At 55.6% G+C, this 18,399-nt stretch carries 17 protein-coding genes, 1 pseudogene and 1 riboswitch; of the genes and pseudogenes, 8 read left to right on the forward strand and 10 right to left on the reverse strand.

Features of this window, described 5'->3' with window-relative positions; all coding sequences use genetic code 11:
• Positions 1–241 precede the first annotated feature (241 nt).
• The gene (locus WFM49_RS04750; protein ID WP_060186934.1) at positions 242–946 is read right to left on the reverse strand and encodes an SDR family oxidoreductase; all 705 of its coding nucleotides are present in this window, start codon (positions 944–946) and stop codon (positions 242–244) included.
• 104 nt (positions 947–1,050) lie between these two features.
• Between WFM49_RS04750 and WFM49_RS04755 the strand changes: the two genes are divergently transcribed.
• The 7 genes from WFM49_RS04755 (at position 1,051) to WFM49_RS04785 (ending at position 8,115) form a co-directional block, all read left to right on the forward strand.
• Complete coding sequence (locus WFM49_RS04755) at positions 1,051–1,923, forward strand: LysR substrate-binding domain-containing protein (protein ID WP_336972015.1); 873 nt, start codon at positions 1,051–1,053, stop codon at positions 1,921–1,923.
• A 4-nt stretch (positions 1,924–1,927) separates the two neighbouring features.
• Positions 1,928–2,110: a hypothetical protein gene (locus WFM49_RS04760; RefSeq protein WP_250756971.1), complete on the forward strand. Its 183-nt coding sequence runs from the start codon at positions 1,928–1,930 to the stop codon at positions 2,108–2,110.
• On the forward strand, positions 2,107–2,451 hold the full coding sequence (locus tag WFM49_RS04765; protein ID WP_026484515.1) for a zinc ribbon domain-containing protein YjdM: 345 nt from the start codon (positions 2,107–2,109) through the stop codon (positions 2,449–2,451). The genes WFM49_RS04760 and WFM49_RS04765 overlap by 4 nt, the downstream gene beginning before the upstream one ends.
• Before the next feature lie 195 nt (positions 2,452–2,646).
• The gene (locus tag WFM49_RS04770) at positions 2,647–3,141 is read left to right on the forward strand and encodes an RNA polymerase sigma factor (RefSeq protein WP_336972019.1); all 495 of its coding nucleotides are present in this window, start codon (positions 2,647–2,649) and stop codon (positions 3,139–3,141) included.
• Positions 3,138–4,082, forward strand: a complete 945-nt coding sequence (locus tag WFM49_RS04775) for a FecR family protein (protein WP_336972021.1) — start codon at positions 3,138–3,140, stop codon at positions 4,080–4,082. Before WFM49_RS04770 ends, WFM49_RS04775 begins: the two co-directional genes overlap by 4 nt.
• Before the next feature lie 101 nt (positions 4,083–4,183).
• On the forward strand, positions 4,184–6,901 hold the full coding sequence (locus tag WFM49_RS04780; RefSeq protein WP_336972023.1) for a TonB-dependent receptor: 2,718 nt from the start codon (positions 4,184–4,186) through the stop codon (positions 6,899–6,901).
• Between the two features lie 191 nt (positions 6,902–7,092).
• Positions 7,093–8,115 carry a cytochrome-c peroxidase gene (locus WFM49_RS04785; RefSeq protein ID WP_336972025.1) on the forward strand — a complete coding sequence of 341 codons (1,023 nt, stop codon included), beginning with the start codon at positions 7,093–7,095 and terminating at the stop codon, positions 8,113–8,115.
• A gap of 93 nt (positions 8,116–8,208) precedes the next feature.
• Here the strand turns inward: WFM49_RS04785 and dctP are convergent, their stop codons facing one another.
• From dctP to WFM49_RS04805, 4 genes are all read right to left on the reverse strand, one after another.
• Entirely contained in the window at positions 8,209–9,306 is a 1,098-nt protein-coding gene (gene dctP / locus WFM49_RS04790; protein ID WP_009458420.1) for a TRAP transporter substrate-binding protein DctP, read from the reverse strand.
• An 18-nt stretch (positions 9,307–9,324) separates the two neighbouring features.
• Positions 9,325–10,647 (reverse strand): TRAP transporter large permease, encoded by a 1,323-nt coding sequence (locus WFM49_RS04795; RefSeq protein WP_009458431.1) that lies wholly within the window; start codon positions 10,645–10,647, stop codon positions 9,325–9,327.
• Positions 10,637–11,137 (reverse strand): TRAP transporter small permease subunit, encoded by a 501-nt coding sequence (locus WFM49_RS04800; RefSeq protein WP_009458438.1) that lies wholly within the window; start codon positions 11,135–11,137, stop codon positions 10,637–10,639. The genes WFM49_RS04795 and WFM49_RS04800 overlap by 11 nt, the downstream gene beginning before the upstream one ends.
• 385 nt (positions 11,138–11,522) lie before the next feature.
• Complete coding sequence (locus tag WFM49_RS04805; protein ID WP_031232286.1) at positions 11,523–12,929, reverse strand: amino acid permease; 1,407 nt, start codon at positions 12,927–12,929, stop codon at positions 11,523–11,525.
• A gap of 378 nt (positions 12,930–13,307) precedes the next feature.
• Positions 13,308–13,397: riboswitch (glycine riboswitch) on the reverse strand.
• Positions 13,398–13,687: 290 nt separating this feature from the next.
• Here WFM49_RS04805 and WFM49_RS04810 point away from each other — a divergent pair.
• The gene (locus WFM49_RS04810; protein WP_336972029.1) at positions 13,688–14,614 is read left to right on the forward strand and encodes a rhodanese-like domain-containing protein; all 927 of its coding nucleotides are present in this window, start codon (positions 13,688–13,690) and stop codon (positions 14,612–14,614) included.
• A gap of 69 nt (positions 14,615–14,683) precedes the next feature.
• Here the strand turns inward: WFM49_RS04810 and WFM49_RS04815 are convergent.
• The 5 genes and pseudogenes from WFM49_RS04815 to aqpZ all read right to left on the reverse strand — a co-directional run.
• Positions 14,684–14,938: pseudogene (locus WFM49_RS04815) on the reverse strand (DoxX family protein); the annotation flags it as partial.
• A gap of 25 nt (positions 14,939–14,963) precedes the next feature.
• Complete coding sequence (locus WFM49_RS04820) at positions 14,964–15,839, reverse strand: DMT family transporter (RefSeq protein WP_336972031.1); 876 nt, start codon at positions 15,837–15,839, stop codon at positions 14,964–14,966.
• Positions 15,840–15,984: 145 nt separating this feature from the next.
• Entirely contained in the window at positions 15,985–16,923 is a 939-nt protein-coding gene (locus tag WFM49_RS04825) for a LysR substrate-binding domain-containing protein (RefSeq protein ID WP_009458441.1), read from the reverse strand.
• A 4-nt stretch (positions 16,924–16,927) separates the two neighbouring features.
• Entirely contained in the window at positions 16,928–17,347 is a 420-nt protein-coding gene (locus WFM49_RS04830; protein ID WP_336972034.1) for a lysozyme inhibitor LprI family protein, read from the reverse strand.
• 247 nt (positions 17,348–17,594) lie between these two features.
• Positions 17,595–18,293, reverse strand: a complete 699-nt coding sequence (aqpZ, locus tag WFM49_RS04835; protein WP_239055342.1) for an aquaporin Z — start codon at positions 18,291–18,293, stop codon at positions 17,595–17,597.
• Between the last annotated feature and the right edge of the window lie 106 nt (positions 18,294–18,399).

The following is an 18,399-nucleotide window of genomic DNA, read 5'->3' on the forward strand; positions in this document are numbered from 1 at the left end:
TTCGCCTGGAGTTTTTGGTGCAGAGGTTCAGAGTTGATGTTGTGCGGTGTGAGTAGGTCGGCTCTCGTTCGAGCCGACCTGGACGTCCAGGCACCGTAGCATTGCGTCAAGACATGATTACTGCTTTGCTGGTTTATGCCTCAGCTGCTGGATTGAACTCATGGATCCCATAAGGCCTTTATTTAGTGTGTGCACAGTAGCCTTAGTGTGAACACAGCCAGTCAGCTCAGCGCTTGGCAGCTCACACTGACCGAGTCAGCCCACCATCCACCTTGATGTTCTGTCCCGTAATGTAGCCAGCCCCATCCGACAACAAAAACGCAATTGTCGCGGCAATTTCCTCGGCTTTTCCATAACGTCCCATAGGCACACTTTCTCGCCGTTCTTCGGTCGCCGGCAGGCTATCAATCCAGCCAGGCAGCACGTTGTTCATACGTACATTCTTGGCCGCATAGCTATCCGCGAAAATCTTGGTGAAGCTGGCTAGCCCGGCGCGGAATACCGCCGAAGTGGGGAACATCTCCGCAGGTTCAAACGCCCAGGCTGTAGAGATATTCACAATAGCCCCACCACCTTGCGCGGCCATGATGGGCGCTACCAGTCGTGCTGGACGCACGGCATTCAGAAAGTAGACATCCATGCCCTTATGCCAGTCTTCGTCGCTGATCTCCAGAACCGGGCCGCGTGGACCGTGTCCAGCGGAGCTGACCAGGGCGTCGATACGCCCCCAGCGCTGCATTGCCAGGTCAACCAGGCGCTGTAAATCTTCGTTAGATTGATTCGAGCCAGTCAGGCCCACACCGCCCAGTTCTTTAGCCAGTGCCTCGCCCTTGCCGGACGAGGACAGGATGGCGACGCGATAACCATCTTGAGCCAGTCTGCGGGCCGCAGCGGCGCCCATGCCCGAGCCACCTGCGCTAATAAGTGCTACTTTTTCTACAGTCATGAGAGCCTCCATATGTTGAGATTGATATTATTATTTCAGCATGGAATGGAAAAATCATGCGATAAATAAACCCTCCAGGATGTAGAAAAACTACTGTCAGAAAGATGATGAAATCTCGCCGTTCATTGCCTCCGCTCAATGCCTTGCGTGCTTTTGAAGTGTCTGGCCGTCGTTTGAGTTTCCGTGCCGCTGCTGATGAGCTGGGCGTGACTCAAGGAGCGGTCGCCCAGCAAGTCCGGGCCTTGGAAGAACATCTGGGGCTGGCGCTGTTTCAGCGTCACCCGCGTGGGCTGCAACTGACTTTGGCGGGTGCGGCCTATCTGGCCGAGGTGACTCGTGCTTTTGACATTTTGGCTGATGCAACAGGACGCTTGTTGGTGCGACCTGATACGGTCACGATCAGCGTCACACCCACGGTGGCGGCCAAATTACTGATTCCTCGTCTGGGGGATTTACAAGCGGTCTTGCCCGATGTGGAGCTGCGTACCGTGGCAACCGAGGCCTTGTCGGATTTTGAGCGCGATCAGGTTGATATTGCTGTGCGCCTGACTCGTCCGCCATTTTCTGCGGATCTGGAGGCCCGGCTATTGTTTCGTCAGGATCTGGTAGCAGTGGCCAGCCCTCGTTTGGTAGGGAACATGACGCTTCCTTTGCCGATGGAGCAGCTGCGTGCTTTGCCTTTATTGCATGATGCTCACGATCATTGGGCTACGTTTTTGAAAGGCGGTGGCAAATTGTCGGGTGCGGTGTTCAATCAGACAACGTTGGCATTGGACGCAGCCATGGCGGGTCAAGGTGTGGCTTTGGCGTGCAGGGCTTTTGTGGCAACAGATCTGGCCGCTGGGCGTTTGGTGCAGGTGGCGGAAGCAGGGGCTTTAGGGCCGGATTTCTATCTGGTACGCAAGCGATCAGCTCCGGTCAGACAGTCGGTGGAGGCAGTATGGGATTGGTGCTTGAAGAGATTGTTAATTCTGTAGCCTGATGCGCAGTTTATTTGCCCTTTTTAAGGGGGCTGACGTTGCTATGAATGAGGTACGGCTTGGCCGCAAGCCCATTGCCATGGTTGATGTGAATCTTGCGTTTTTGGTCTTCCTGATGCAAAGGGCTAAACTGGCCGCACTTCTGGTGCAGCAGCACCCAGCTTTTTACAGGAAAAAAATATGAGCACACCGCTTCCCTGTCCTCAGTGCACCTTGGAAAATACCTACCATGACACCGAGCAATGGGTATGTGCCGATTGTGGCTATGAATGGCAAGACGCGGACCCGGCTGCCGAAACAGATACCGATGACGATGAGCTGATCGTCAAGGACAGCAACGGTAACTTGCTGGCTGCGGGCGACGATGTGATTTTGATCCGCGACTTGAAGGTTAAAGGCTCCAGCACCTTGAAGAAAGGTGCCAAGGCCAAAGGCATACGTCTGGTTCGTGGTGACCACGAAGTCGATTGCAAGATTGATGGGATCAGCTACTTGTTGAAGGCCATGTATTTGAAGAAAGCCTAAGTACTCAAACTTAGGTTTTTTCAGGCGCAGCGTATAGACACGCTGCGCTTTTTTTATGCGTACAGACAGGGGAATACATCCAGGCGACAGCAACTATCAGCCAACGTATTGATGGCAGGTAGTCGCAAACAAGGCGCTGGACATGTATATAATAATGAGAATGATTATTAATTAGATGCTAACCTGATTGTCTCTATGTCCAAGTTGACGGCGGCGTTCCTGACCCACTACCCGGATTTGATCCGCTATCTGCGCAAGCGTACTCATTGCTCTGAACTGGCGCAAGATTGCGCTCATGATACCTGGCTGCGTTTGCTGGAGAAGGGCAAGCAGGTCGCGGTGGACAACCACCGGGCCTATGTGTTCAGAGTGGCTGCCAATATCGCGGCGGACTGGTATCGGCGTCAAACACGTGAGCAGGCTGCTTTCGATGGCTACGCCTTGAGTGTTGCCCATCACCATGCCCCGGATACGTACGAGGAAGTGCTGGCCAAGGAAACCTTGCAACGTCTGGAGCAGGCCTTGATGGCCCAGTCCCAGCGCAGTGTGCGGATTTTCATGATGCATCGCTGTGAGGAGATGAGCTACGCGCAGATCGCCCAGAAGTTGTCAGTGTCCGAGAGCACGATTGAGAAACACATGATGCGCATTTTGTTGGTGGCGCACCAAGTCTTTAATTCCGCAGTATGAACGCGCAGTCAGATTCGGCCTGGAGCCGAGTAGATGAAGACGCCGCCCGCTGGGTGGTGCGTAAAGAAGGCACCAAGCTGGAGCCGGACGCCCTGGCTCAGTTTGATGCCTGGTACGAAGCGGATCCGTTGCATGCTCAAACCTACGATGCCTTGGCAGCCAGTTGGCGGAGGCTGGATCAGGTTTCGGTGTTGCCTATCGCCCGTAAAAAGAGAAAGTCACGCGTCAAAACCCTGGCCAGTGCCTGTGTCTTGATGGGCGTCTCTTTTTACGCCTGGCAGATGTTTGAGCTGCAAGGCTCAATCCGCAGCGGGGTGGAGATCACTCAGTTGAGTTTGCCTGATGGCTCGGTGGCGATTCTGGACGCACAGACTCGTGTGCGGCTGAATTTTGAAAATGGCCAACGACAAGTCAGCGTGGAGTCGGGGCGTGCTTTCTTCCAGGTGGTGCCTGCTTCGCCCCAGACAGGTCCGTTCACCGTGCAGGCCGGCCCGGCACAGGCGACGGCTTTGGGAACGCGCTACGAGGTCAGTCTTAACGATCAGATCAGCGCCGTGGCGGTATACGAACATACCGTGCAGGTGCAGTGCCAGTCTTGCGAGAGCTCGCAGCCAGTAATCTTGCAGCCGGGAGACAGTGCCACGGTAGCGGGCGGGCAACTGCGGGCGCAGTTGGCTCAGCCTGCAACGTCCACATATGCGGAAGCGGCGCCCGCCTGGGTGAACGGCTTGCTGAGCTTTGATGATGTCAGTTTGAAAGAAGTTGCCCGTCAGTTGGGGGAATACACCCATCGAGTGATCTGGATTGGCAGCGAGCAGGCGGGCTCAATGCGAGTGTCCGGTGTGGTGCAAGCGGCTCGCCCAGCCGCTGCCCTGAACTTGCTGACCTCGGGCCAAGGCTTGCAAATCAAGGAGTTACCAGGGCTTATAGTTATTTACTAATGATAATTGTCATCAATTAAAAAATACGATGGCAATCAGGGGTGAGGGGAGAGGGGTAGCACAGCGTCCTGAGGGTAGTTGTTTACATAGGATGCTCAATCATGAAGTGCGCTTTGCAGGACACGCCGTCTCTTTTTGCCTTGCACAGGCAAGCTCGCCCCGGCGTGACAACCAAGTCTCTTTCTTCTTCTCAAGGCTCGCGCTTCAAGCAGGGGCAACTGGCTTTCTTGATGGCCGGTGTTTTGTTCGTGATGCAGCCCATGCCGGCACACGCTGCCGGGCCTATTGTGCTGGATATGGCCTCTCAGCCTTTGGCTGATGCACTTTTGCAAATTGGCCGTCTGGCCCAGGTGGAAATTGCGTTTTCACCGGGACAGGTTCGGGAAAAGCGAGCCGGGGCCTTGCAGGGCGAACTGACGGTTGAGCAGGCCTTGGATACCTTGCTGGCCCCTTGGGGACTGGCGGCCAGAGCCCAGGGCGATCAGCGCTACACGATTGTGACGGCTCCCGTTGCCAAAGGCTTGTCCGTGCTGGAGCCCGTCCGTGTACAAGGCCAGCGTGTTGGTGAACGCAACTATACCCGCGAGGAACTGGATCAACGCGCAGCGGGTAACCGTGATCTGTCCAGCCTTCTGGCCGATAACCCGGCCGTGCGTCAGAACGAGGCCGCAAAAACCAGTGCCAACCGTGGCTCTCTGGCGCTGGAAGATATCAGCTTCTATGGGGCCAGTCCGTTCCAGAATCAGTTCCAGATTGATGGCATCAGCTCCACCAATCAGATTGATCCTGCCAGCCGCAATTTGAATTTGCAGGTAGGCAATGTGCCCGCCTACTCCCAGGCCTACAACCTGGACACGAATATGCTGGAAAGCGTGACGGTGCTCGATAGCAGCATTCCCGTGGAATACGGCCGCTTTACTGGGGGCGTGGTCGATGCCAAGGTGCGTGATCCCAAGGGCAATAACAGCTTCCGTGCGGACTTCAGCTACAACTCCTCGGGTTTGACGTCGCAGACTGTACCTGAAGAGCAAAAGAAAAAGTTTGGGGCGGGTGAGCCCGGATTCACCCCTGCCTGGACCAAGCGTTTTTCGTCCGCCATGCTGGATGTGGGCATTACGGGCAATACTGCGGCCTTGATCAATGTGTCCCGGCGTGAGTCCAGCATTGATCGCACCATGCGTGTCTTGCACGAGAAGGAATTCACCGATGTGAATACCAACTCCAAAGACCGTGTCGATAATGTGTTCGCCAAAGTCCATACCCGTTGGAGCGCCAGCACGGACTCCGCCTTGACCTTCAAGTACGCGGATCGACGCGAGGATCTGGTCGATTCCGGCATGATGGCCAATCGTGTTCAGTGGCAGAATCAACAAAAAGCCTATGGTCTGGGTTTCGACTTGAATCATGACTTTGGTTGGGGGCAAGGGCGGGTTCAGCTGGGTTATGACCAGATGAACAGCTACCGTAATTCCGACGGCACGGAATATATGGTCAATATGGCGTTTCTGCCCAATGGCCGCCCCGACTACACCTATATCAGCGGTGGTTTCGGGCAGGAGTCCACCGAGCAACGCAATCTGACCATGAAGACCCGACTGGAGTTCAAGCCGTTTCAGACCGGGGCCATTGAACATACGCCCTACGTGGGCTTTGAGCTGGCCCATACCAAGGGAGAATTTGTCCGAGATCGGGATGCCTACGGGGGGCAGAAACGCCATTACAGCGATGGGCAGCCCAGCAAGGTGCAGGTCTTGAACTATTACCGCGCTGGAGAGGTGGGCGTCAGCTATACCAATGCGTCCGTTTATGTATCGGATCGCATGTCCTGGCAGCGTCTGGCCCTGACAACGGGCTTGCGCATGGATAAGGACAACTACTTTAGCAACATCAATCTGGCCCCCCGTACCTTGCTGGAATGGGATGTGCTGGGGACGGGTGAAACCCGTCTGTCGGGTGGCTGGTCGCGCTATTACGGAATGGATATTCTTGGAATTGCCATGCGCGAGCGCAAGAGCCAGTTGCACACCTTGCTGGTGACGGGCGGCAATCCGGTAGACCGTCCTTCGCATACGGCCTACAAGCTGGATGGCCTGAAAACCCCGTATGACGACGAGTGGGCCTTGCGTTTGCAGCAACAGCTGACGAACAAAGTGGCCGCCGAACTGGCCTATGTGCGCCGCTATGGTCGTCAACAAGTCTCTATCGAAGGGCAGGCGAGGACGGGCTACACCTACACCAATAATGGCAAGTCCAAAACCGATGCCGTTACCTTGAGTTTGATGAACACGGCCCCTTGGACCTTGGGCGAGAGCTTGTGGACGGGGCGTGTGGATGTGACCTATCAGCACAGCAAGCGTAATAACAAGTTGGCCGACGGTTATGACGGTGAAGCCGAGGAACAGGAGGAGAACATCTATTACAACGGCGACCTGATACGCCGTGGTGATCGTCCAGTGGGGGACTACAACCTGCCTTGGCGAGTCAGCGCTGGCGTAACCGGCATGTGGGCGCGTTATGGTTTGCAGATGAACAACCGGATCAATTGGAACAGCGCCCGCATGGATGTGCACTATGTGGGTCTGAATCGGGGCGATGGCTTGGAGAAGTACGAGTCCGGTCGGGTCGGTTCTTATTGGACCTGGGATATGCGTCTGGATTGGGAACCGGCCATGCTTAAAGGTCTGGGCCTGGGGCTGGATGTGCTGAACGTGCTGGACAAGCAAGCACCCGTGGTGGTTTCGACACCAACCTCGGTGCTGAACCCGAACCTATATCGCACAGGACGAGAGCTGTGGCTGCGCGCTTCCTATCGGTATTAAAAGGGGGACAAGCTGGCGCAAGTTTGCTGATGGCGGCACTGGCAACCGTGCTGTCAGGGGCAGCTTGCGCTGCGGGGGGAGTGGAGACAGGAGCGGACCAGAAGCTTGGCTCAGGTTTAGCTTCTGCTCCTGTGGTCACTACGGGGCTTTCCGCGTCGGAGACAACAGAGCAATCCTGTGGAGCTAAGGACATGCTTGAGGCCAGGTGTCTACGCGCCCTCTATAAAAATGTCCCCGCTCAATGGCCTGCGCCCACTATTGATCCGGGGCAGCCCTGGCAAGAGTGGGGCCCCGTGCCTGGGCCTGGCTCCAGCGCCCAGTCCGAGGCGGCAGAGGATGCCAAGAACAGGCAGATCGTCTCCTTGGGGGCACGGCTGTTTTTTGACAAGCAGCTGTCCCGTAAAAAGCAGATCTCCTGTGCCTCCTGTCATCAGCCCGACAAGTCCTTTACCGATGGCAAGGCATCAGCCGTAGGGGAGGATGGCTTGATGGGAAAACGCCGTACTCCACCCTTGTTTGCTGCGCCTTTTGCTAAAGATCTGTTCTGGGATGGCCGTGCTCGAACCTTGCAGGAGCAAGTCGTCGGCCCCATAGAAAACCCGGTAGAAATGAACCATGCCTTGAGTGACTTGATCCCACGTTTGCAGGATTCGGAAGGCTATCGTCAGGCATTTCAACAAGCCTTTGGCGCATCTTCATCCAATTCCATCGACGCTGAGCGGCTGGCCCGAGCCCTGGCCGCCTATGTCGTTACCATTCGCCCGGCAGCAACGCGCTTTGATGAATTTATCGCCGGGAATACGGCTGCCTTGAATGATCAGGAACTGATCGGCCTGCACCTGTTCCGTACCAAGGCGCGCTGCATGAATTGCCATAACGGCCCCATGCTGACAGACAACGGTTTTCACAATATCGGCCTGTCTTTTTATGGGCGTCGCTTGCAGGATCTGGGACGATTTGAATGGACCCGAGATCCTGCGGATCTGGGGCTGTTCCGAACACCTAGCCTGCGCAATGTTGCCAAGGCAGGTCCCTGGATGCACAACGGTTTGTTCCCCAGCCTGGATGGCCTGTTGCGTATGTATGACGTAGCAATGGGGCCGGACCCTAAAGAAACCGGCCTTTTGGTGCCGCGTAAATCGGAATGGATACGGGTCTTGAACTTGAGCGACGAGGAGCTTCAGGCTTTGCTGGCCTTTCTGCAGGTCCTGTAGCGATCAAAGCGATTCAGACTTGATTGCGGGGCGCATAAAAAAAGCGATAGTGGCGGACCACTATCGCTTTTAAGCTCATTGGAGGAGGGCGTTTTATTTCAGGCAGGCTTTGATTTTTTCCAGATCCGGGCCATCAATCGGGCGTCCCAGATTGAAGGGCATGGAGGTTTCGCGCCAGTCCTTGTAGTCATGCAGGTATTCCATCTGGCTGGCATATACCTTGGCCGCATCAGGATTGCTGCAAGCCATGGAAATCATCACCTCGTTGGTGACTTGCTGAATGGTCTTCAGGCTTTCATCATCCATGCGGTGTATTTCCACGCCAGCTTTCTGGAAGGTGCGCAGACCTTCTGTCGCTTTTTTCTCTGTAAAAGCAATGGACCACATCATGGTGGCGTCGGCGGCAATTTGCAGTTTCTCCTTGGCCGAATCACTGAGTGCATCCCAGGCGGTTTTATTGATCATGACGCCAAACACGGAAGCGGACTGATGCCAACCCGGCGTGGTCCAGTGCTTGGTGACCTGATGCAGCCCGGCAGAAACGTCCACGTTCGGCGTGGAGAACTCGGCTCCCTCGATCACGCCACGCTCAAGCGATTGATACAGTTCCTGGCCAGCCATGGAAACCTGCGTGCCACCAATCTTTTCCAGCACCTTGCCTTGTTCGAGGCCAGAGAGGCGCAGACGCTTGCCCTTGATTTCTTCCAGATTGCGAATCGGCACATTGGTATGGAAGCCGGATTCGTTATTGGTGATGGCGTAGGGGAGGTACACCATGCCGTACTTGCCGTAGATCTCGTTATAAAGCTCGGCGCCACCCCATTCCTTGATCCAGTTGGCGTAGTCAACCGCGTTGAACAGGCTGGAGTGTGTTCCTAAAGGGGAGAAAGCGGGGTTGCGGCCTGCCCAGTAGCCCGGCCAGTCGGCTCCGGCTTGTATGGTGCCGGACTCCACCGCGCTGAAGACCTCGCCGGTTGGAACCAGTGCGCCGCCTTCAAAGAACTCGATTTTCAGTTCGTCGCCGACCAGCTTGTTAGCCAGCTCTACCCATTTCTTGTCCAGCTCCACCAGCTCGATCGAAGCGGGCCAGGTACTGGTCATGGTCCACTTTTGTGCCGCCTGGCTCAGGCTGGTAATGCCCAGCAGGGCAAAACCCGTCAAGGCGAAGAGTGCCTTCTTTGTCAGTTTCATGGTGTCTCCTTGTTTTATTTAAGTTCCGTACAGGACGGTGGGTAGCCAAGTGGCCAGGCCAGGGAAAATGGCCAGCAAGATGCACATCAAAATAATCAGGGCAATGAATGGAATGACGCCGGTAATGATCTCCATGGTTTTGACGGATTTGGGCGTAATGGCCCGCAAGTAAAACAGTGCATAACCAAAGGGAGGGGTCAGGAAAGAGGTCTGCAACACAACGGCGACCAGAATCACAAACCATAGCAGGCTGATGCCCATCTCTTGCACAATGGGCAACAGAATCGGGAAGGAAAGCAGGACAATACCGGTCCAGTCCAGAAAGCAGCCCAGCGCAAAAATAATCAGCAGCATCACCACGATAAGTAGCCAGGGCTCCATATCCAGGCCACGCATCAGATCCTGTGCGGCACCCAGACCGCCGGTGATATTAAAGACGCCGGTAAAGGCGGTTGCACCCACCACGATAAATAAGATCATGGAGGAAGTACGGCCCGTTTCGTAAAGCGCATTCAGGAAAATGGACCATTTGAATTTGCCCCGGAAAATAACGATCAGCAGGGACAGCAACACCCCAATGGCCGAGGCTTCCGTGGCCGTTGCAATACCGGCCAGCATGGAGCCCAGAATGCCCAGAATCAAAAAGATAGGAGGCACGGCTTCCACCAGCAGCATGCGGATCAGGGCGGGCTTGGAGATCTTTTCATCAGGCTCCACCGAGGGGGCACGTTCCGGGTGACGCCAGGCTACGAACACCACCCAGACGGCATACAGCAGGCCCAGCAGGACACCCGGTATCAATGCACCAGCGAACAGCTCACCGATGGACAGGGGAGAGTAGCTGGCCATCAAGATCAACATGATGGACGGTGGAATCAGAATGCCCAGACAGCCGGAGGCCGCAATAACACCGGTGGTCAGCTTGGGGCAGTAGCCGTATCGCAACATGGGGCGCAAGGCCATCATGCCGGTGACGGTAATGGAGGCGCCAATAATGCCGGTGGTCGCTGCCAGAAGGATGGAGATGAATACCACGGCCAGTGCCAGCCCGCCACGAACGCGGGACATGAGCAGGCGCAAGGCTTCGAACATCTTGTCAGTCACTTCCGAGTCGGACAGGAAGCGCGCCATCAGGATGAATAAAGGAATGGCGATCAGGGTGTAGTTGTCCAGGACATCGCCGTAAATGCGGTTGACGACAATGCCCAGAACCATGGGCTTGCCAGCCACCATTGCGCCGATGACGGCGGTACTACCCAGAACAAAGGCCAAGGGATGGCCCATGAATAGCCCAAGCAGGAGCAGGCCACCCATGACAAGTGCAATCAGTTCAGGCGTCATGGTGAGCGGCTTCCTTCTGGGTCAACAAACGAATAACTTCAGCAATGCCCTGGAGAAGCAAAAGCGCGGCGGCCAGGACCATGGACATCTTCAAGGGATAGACGGGCAACTGTACTGCGCCGTACGTGGTTTCGCCTTGCGCCAGCGAGCGCATGGCGAAGTCGTAGCTGCGTGTCAGAAATACCCAGGCAAAAGGGAAGAAGAAAATCAGATAACCCGCAATCTCGGTCCATTTGCGAACGGTGGGGGAAAAGCGGTTGATCAGCAAATCCACCCGGACATGGGCCTGATGTTTAAGTGCGTAGGCGCCCAGCATCAGAAAGTAGAACCCATATAGCTGCTTGGTGACGTCAAAAGTCCAGCGAGTGGGCTGATTCATCACATAGCGCATGAACACTTCGTAAATAATAATGGCGGAGAAAATGATGGCAATAAAGGAAATGAGCTTTCCTATCCATTCATTGATTGAGTCGATTAGACGCAAAACCATGCTTGTCCCTTTTGTACGTTTTTATTGGCCACACACCGGGTTTAGTCTATGAGTAAGCTCCAAAGCGCCACAACTTGGGTTTACCCTTACGTAAACTTGAGTTTAATAATTAAGGGTAATAAGGCGTAAATAAGGGTGATTTTCTTGGGAAATCGTGCTGGGCCTGAAGGTGAAAGCCAGATTTTCGGGGCGACAATGAGCATGAAAAAAGCCACCCGTTCGGGTGGCTTTTTGCTGCCGGGCTCCAGCCTCGTTCCAGATCTGCTGTCCAGGGACAGCAAGGTGGAGTGTTGCCAGTGTGTGCCAGCCAAGTTGTGTAGAACGTGGCCAGACCCGACTGCATCAGCACGGCTCCGGGTAGAGCCGTGCCGTGTACTTCAACAACTTAGCGCATGTTTTGCGCGGCCAGACCCAGGGCCAGATCTTGCTTCATGCGTTTCTTGTAGAAAGGCAGGCAGATGAACAAGGCCAGGAACCAGAATGGCGTAGCCATCAGGCCGATCAGGGTTTCTTCTTCCTGGCTGAACAGGTACAGCGCAAAGGCAAAGAACGCCAGGGTCAGGTAGCACATGGGAATCGCAAAGGGCATTTTGTAGCTCGATGCGGCATGGGCCTCAGGACGAATGCGACGGTACTTCAGGTAGGTGATCAGAATCACGGCCCAGACAAAGATAAAGCAGATGCTGGCCACGGTGGTCACAATGGTGAACACACGCATTACGTCGCCTTCTGCGTAAAGCAGGAACAGGCTGGACAGCAAAAGGGCGCAAGAATAGATCAGACCATTACGGGGAGTGCCGTTACGCGACAACTGGCTGAATGCCTCTGGAGCCAGCTTGTTCTTGGACAGACCGTACAGCATGCGGCCGGTCGAGAACATGCCACTATTGGCCGACGACAGGGCCGAGGTCAGCACCACAAAGTTGATGATGGCAGCCGCTGCACCCACGCCAATCAGCAAGAACATGTTTACAAACGGGCTCTTGTTGGGCGCCACAATGTCCCAGGGGGTGACGGTCATGATGGCGGTCAGGGCCAGCACGTAGAACACAATCACGCGAACGGGAATCTTGTTGATGGCTTTGGGCAGGTTCTTGGCAGGGTCAGCCGTTTCAGCCGAGGCCGTACCCACCAGCTCGATCCCCACGAAGGCAAAGATGGCGATCTGGAAGGCCGCAAAGAAACCATGCAGGCCATTGGGGAACATGCCGCCGCGATCCCACAAGTGGGTCAGGCTGGCTTTTTCGCCGGTTGGGCCGACAAAGCCGGTAAACAGCAGGTAAGCACCCACACCAATCAGGGCCACAATAGCGATGATCTTGACCAGGGCGAACCAGAACTCCAGCTCCCCAAACAATTTGGCCGACAGCAGGTTGAAGATCAGCAAGAAGGCGATACACGCCAGGCCGGGTAACCAGAGCGGAATGTCCGGCCACCAGAACTGGGTATAGCCGGTAATGGCGACAATATCCGCAATACCAATCACCACCCAGCAGAACCAATAACTCCAGCCCAGAAAGTAACCCATGGTGGGCCCGAGAATATCGGCGGAGAAATCCACAAAAGATTTGTATTCCAGGTTATGCAGGAGCAATTCCCCCATCGCCCGCATCACAAAGAATAAAAAGAACCCAATGATCATGTAGGTAAACAAGACCGAGGGTCCGGCCAGGCTAATGGTGCGGCCTGATCCCATAAATAGCCCTGTACCGATAGCGCCTCCAATTGCTATCAGTTGCAGGTGCCGGTTTTTCAACGAGCGCTGCAGTCCAGATGAATGTTGCTGAGACACACTGTTCTCCTAATTTTTTTTCGTTCAAATGCGTAATTATGACTGTGCTGCGAGAAAACAAAGGGCACAACCCGTCCTCAAGGACGGTTTTCTTGATGCCGATCTAAATAAGCTGAGGAGCGCACAGCAGTCCTCCTTGTTCTGACGACATGAAATGTCAAAACAGACCTGTGTGCGAATAAAAATGGGAATAGGGGTGTGGTATGCCAGGCGGCCAGAAAAGGCGCCTGACTATCTGCTCATAAATAGGCTCCGGACGAATAGGTGAACACAGGCCATATGGCCTCTGTACCCCCTCTGTCCGTTTACCTGAGAGCTTATCCATCGGTTCGCGATGGTCCCCTTCGGTGGGCACGGGTGTGCCTCTCTCCAGATGGTCAAAGGTTCAGGATTCTTTTGCCTGAGAGATTCCGGGGTCGTTGCTCCGTCGGCGCTTCATCAAAGTGAAGACTCTCACCTGAACCGTTATTGACGCCGCTATTGTATAGACAGGTAAAAAGCGATGACTACTAGCGTTAACCTGTAGGCTTTTAATGAGACTAGTTCTTGTTTGTTGAGGGGTTTTGTGGCTGCAGAGCCAGCCTCGGGGATAGTGCAGGGGCGTGATGAAAGTGGCGGCGTCGAGTCTGGCCAGATGCCCTTGAAAGGGGCCGTGTTTTTTGCATGGAAGCTATGCCGTAATGCTTTAGCGTTGAAACAGAAATCGGCCGACACCAGCCTACAATATCGGCTGTCTGGCAATTTTTGTACCTCGCAATATGGTCGAATCGATTCTGCAACTTATCGAGCAACACGGTCTGTTGATCGTGTTTTTCAATGTCCTGGTGGAGCAGGCAGGGGCGCCGGTGCCGGCCTATCCGGTGTTGGTGGTAACGGGTGCCTTGCACGAGTCCGGTGGTTACAGCCTGTGGGGCTTGCTGGGTTTTGCCGTGCTGGGCGCGATGATTGCGGATTACGGCTGGTATCTGGCTGGGCGACGCTATGGTGGCAAGTTGCTGGCTTTGCTGTGCAAAATTTCACTATCGCCGGACTCCTGTATTCGGCAGACCGAATCCATTTATATGCGTTGGGGGGCACCGTCCTTGATGGTGGCCAAGTTCATACCCGGCTTTGCTTCCATTGCCAGTGTGTTGGCCGGTACGGTGGGCACACCCAGAAGAAGCTTCCTTTTTTACGACATTATCGGAGCTGCGGTTTGGGCGGGCTCTGCCGTATTTTTGGGTTCCTTGTTCAGCTCGGCGGTGGATGCACTGTTGAATGTGCTGATCAGCCTGGGTGTGGTGGGCGGAATCCTGCTGACACTGGCTTTGGGCGTGTTCATTGCCAGAAAGTGGTGGCAGCGCCATCGCTTCATGAAGTCCTTGTGCATGGAGCGTGTCAGCGTGCAGGAACTGCACCAGATGCTGTCCTCGGATACGCCCCCCACGATTGTGGATGTACGTTCGACTCTGATGCAGGCGCAAGGACGTATTCCGGGGGCCATCAGCCTGGCCTTGGGTGAGGCCACATTGAACCTGATTACCGACGGGGAAATTATTGTGTATTGCGATTGCCCCAATGAGGTGTCCGCAGCCTTGGTGTCCAAACGCTTGCTGCAAAGTGGCTATAGTCGGGTGCGCCCTTTGGAAGGCGGATTGGAAGCCTGGCGGGCCGCTGGTTTTGATATACAGCGCGACCCGGATTAGCCCGAACCGGCCTTGTAAAAGAAAACGGCAGACATCAAACCATGTCTGCCGTTTTTGCAAGATAAAGACACTCAGCATCAGCGCCCCCAACCAGGCCAGACGACTTGCGCTGATAATCAGCCAACTGCCCAGCAATTGAACTGTGATAGTCAGCACGGCGAATAAAGCCTGGGGCTCCAGTCCGAAGTGGGCCATTTCCTTTTTTGCAGCGCTGAAGTCCCAAACCTTGTTCACACCGCTCCACCAGAAAATGTAGGTCAGGAGCAGAGTAGCCAGTACAAAATACACTCGTGAACGCAGTAATTCTTGTATGAGGTGGTTCATGATGCCTCCTCCTTGGGTGGGGCGTTCAGGGCTTGTGGACAGATGCTTCCAGCGTGGAGCGTGCGACGGCCAGTGTTTGCTGGCTCAAGACCAGTCCACCCATGACCAGTGCCACTCCCACCAGTTGCAGCGTGGTGGGCCAGATGCCCTTGATCAGCGCGTCCAGAATAAAAGCGGTCACAGGCACCAGCAGCATGAAGGGGGCAACAGTGACGGCGCCCAGTTGCTTGATGGCACTGAACCACAGCGCGAAGGGACCAGCCGTCAGTACAGTTGCCAGCAGGAACAGGCCCAGCCAATGCACAGGGATAAGCTGGCTTGGAATGTCCTGCGTCAGCAGCACAACCACACTCAGTTCCACACCGGCAATCAAGAGCTGCCAGCCGGTAAAGCCCAGCAAAGGGATAGGTGGCGCCCCCCATTTGTTCATCAAGACCCCGCCCGTCGCAATGGACAACATGCTGCCCAAAGCGGCGGCAATGCCGATCAGATCCAGAGTGGCATTGCTGGACAGGACAACCAGCGACACGCCCAGTGCACCCAATAGAACGGCTCCAATCCGCGTTAGGGCGGGGTGAGCACGCAAAATGCCCCAGGCGATAAAGATGGTGGCCAGTGGTGTCAGCGCCTGGAAGATGGCGGCCACGCCACCGGGCAGACGGGTGGCAGCGATAAAGAACAGACCAAAGAACAGGCCGGTGTTCAGGGTGCCCAGCACGGCCAGGCGCCCCCACCAGGCACGGGGCGGCAGGCTGCGTACCAATGCCAGCAGGACGATGGCGCCTCCCAGCGCCCGGACAGCAGCCAGGAACAAGGGATTAGGTGGCAACCAGGTCGTGGTCAGAATGTAGGTAAAGCCCCAGAGAATAGCGGCAGTGGCCGCGGCCATTTTGGCGTTCATGTCGATGCACTCCCCATCATGAATAGTTCGATGAAGAGACTATAGGAGTGCAACGATGGCTTGAATAGACAAGAATATGGCCATCAGCGTTCCATAATTAGAACGACTGAGTGGCGGCTGGCTTTGGGTAATTTGCAGCAGGGATTCAGGGGGCGGGCGTATGCAAAATAGTGACGAACTCCTGGCCCAGAAAATCCAGCAGAGCGCGTACCGCAGGCACCAGGCCTCGGCGTGAAGGAAAGACGGCATGTACCACGCCGGAGCGGGGGTTCCAGCCGGGGGCCACATCCACCAGTCTGCCGTCCTGCATGTACGGAGCGATCAGCATGGCCGGCATCTGAACGACGCCAATTCCCTGCAAGGCTGATTGCAGCAAAGTCATGCGGTCGTCGCAGACCAGACGGGGTTGGTAGGGCACTTCCATCAGGGTGTTTTCTGCGGTTTGCAGTTGCCAGGTGGGATTGCGCTGCAGATGCTCGTCGCTCAAGGCGGGCCAGCTACCTAACTGGTCCAGCTTGGGCAGCCCACCCATGCGTTCGATCAGGGCTGGGCTGGCAACCAGATACTGTGTGCTCTCGCCCAGGACTTTCATCACCAGACCGCTGTCTTCCAAAGGAGGGAAGCGGACGCGCAAGGCCACATCAAAGCCTTCGCGAATCACGTCCACGCGGCGGTTGGTGCTTTCCACTTCCAGCTTGACCTGCGGATAGGCCGCCATATAGCGGGCCAGCAATTCATTGACGCCGTAGTCCAGCAAAGCCAGGGGGCAGCTGATGCGTACTGAGCCTTGCGGCTCGCTGCGATGGCGCTCGATGATGTCCTGAGCGGAGTCGGCCTCCACCAGCATGGCTACACAGCGCTGGTAGTACATCTGGCCAATTTCCGTGACGCTGAAATGGCGGCTGGAGCGCTGAATCAGACGCACACCCAGGGATTCTTCCAGAAAGGTGATGCGTCGGCTTAGCTTGGATTTCGGGATGCCCAAAGCCCGTCCGGCCGGTGCAAATCCTCCGTGGTCCACGACCTGTACAAAGTAGTAAAGGTCGTTCAAATCGCGCGTGGATGGGTGTTTGGTGTCGGGCATGTCATTACATGGCCGGTGGAACCGGGCAGCTCATATCGCCTTCTTCGCAGGACAGGTAGGTGTTGAAGTTCTTGATACGGGCCTGGGTCAATTCATTCCGGCATGTGGTGATCAGCATGGAGTGAATGCTGCCGCCCTCGGTGTTGATCGCTGCAAAGTCGCATTCTGCATCCCTGAAGCTGATCCAGGCCCGTTGGGCGTTGCGCAAGGCTTTGAGGGTATCGGCATCATCTTTCAGACGATGGCTGATTTCCTTGTAGAGCTTGTTCAGTTCGGTGTCCGAGTTCTTGTACTCGTTGCTAAAGCACTGGTTCATGGCATTTTGATTGCTCATGCTGTCGCAGTCGGCTGCCTGAACGGAAGAGGCGCTTGCCATCAAGCTCAGTCCTAAAGCGATCAGGCCGGTATTCAATGCTTTTTTCATGAGGTTCTCCGGGTTTGCGGGCGTTGATAAGCGTATGAGTCTGGGTTGAGTCGCCAGGTGCAGCGCGTACTGCCTCTTTGCTTGGGGCAGGGTGTAAATCCTACTACAGAAGCGCGACAAGCCTGGTGCTTTGCAGGGTGACAATTGGGGTCCATAAATAGCATTGAGCCGCATCGTCTTGAATCGGGCACATAGCCCGTCCAAGCCGATGCGGCTCAATGATTCTGTCAGCAGGAGTCAGTGCAGCTTATTCGTCGTTGCTGTGCAGAAAGCGATACACCAGAGCGCCGATCACACCACCAATCAAGGGAGCGACCCAGAACAGCCACAGCTGCTCCATGGCCCAGGTGCCCTGGAAGAAGGCCACGCCAGTAGAACGCGCAGGGTTCACGGAAGTGTTGGTGATAGGGATGCTGATCAGGTGAATCAAAGTCAGTGCCAGACCAATCGTTACGCCTGCCAGGCCAGCGTGACCACGCTTGTGGGTTGCGCCCATAATGATGAACAGGAAGAAGGCGGTCAGCACAATTTCTGCGATCAGGGCTGCGTCGCGGCTGTAGTTGTCGGGCGAGTGCTCGCCAAAGCCGTTGGAGGCGAAACCTGCCACGGGATCGAAGCCGGTTTTGCCGCTGGCGATCAGGTACAGAACACCGCCGGCCAGCAGACCGCCGATAACCTGGGCAATGATGTAGGGAATGGCATCACGAGCGGGGAAGCGTCCCCCAGCGACCAGGCCCAGCGTGACAGCCGGGTTGATGTGACAACCAGAGATATTGCCGATGGCATAGCACATGGTCAGCAAAGTCAGACCAAAGGCCAGGGCTACCCCGGCAAAACCAATCCCCAGTTCAGGGTAGGCAGCGGCAAAGATCGCACTCCCGCAGCCTCCAAAGACCAGCCAGAAAGTGCCCAGCGTTTCTGCGGTGCATCGTTTTAATAAAGACATGATATTGTCCTGTTAGTCATTTAACACGGCTGGATTCTAGCGATAAGCGGGAAGCGCTAAGTGCTTGAAAGGAAAACAACTGTCAAAAATTTTCCTTTGTTTAGGG

Source organism: Alcaligenes sp. PF14, from assembly GCF_037150615.1.
Lineage (GTDB): Bacteria > Pseudomonadota > Gammaproteobacteria > Burkholderiales > Burkholderiaceae_B > Alcaligenes > Alcaligenes phenolicus.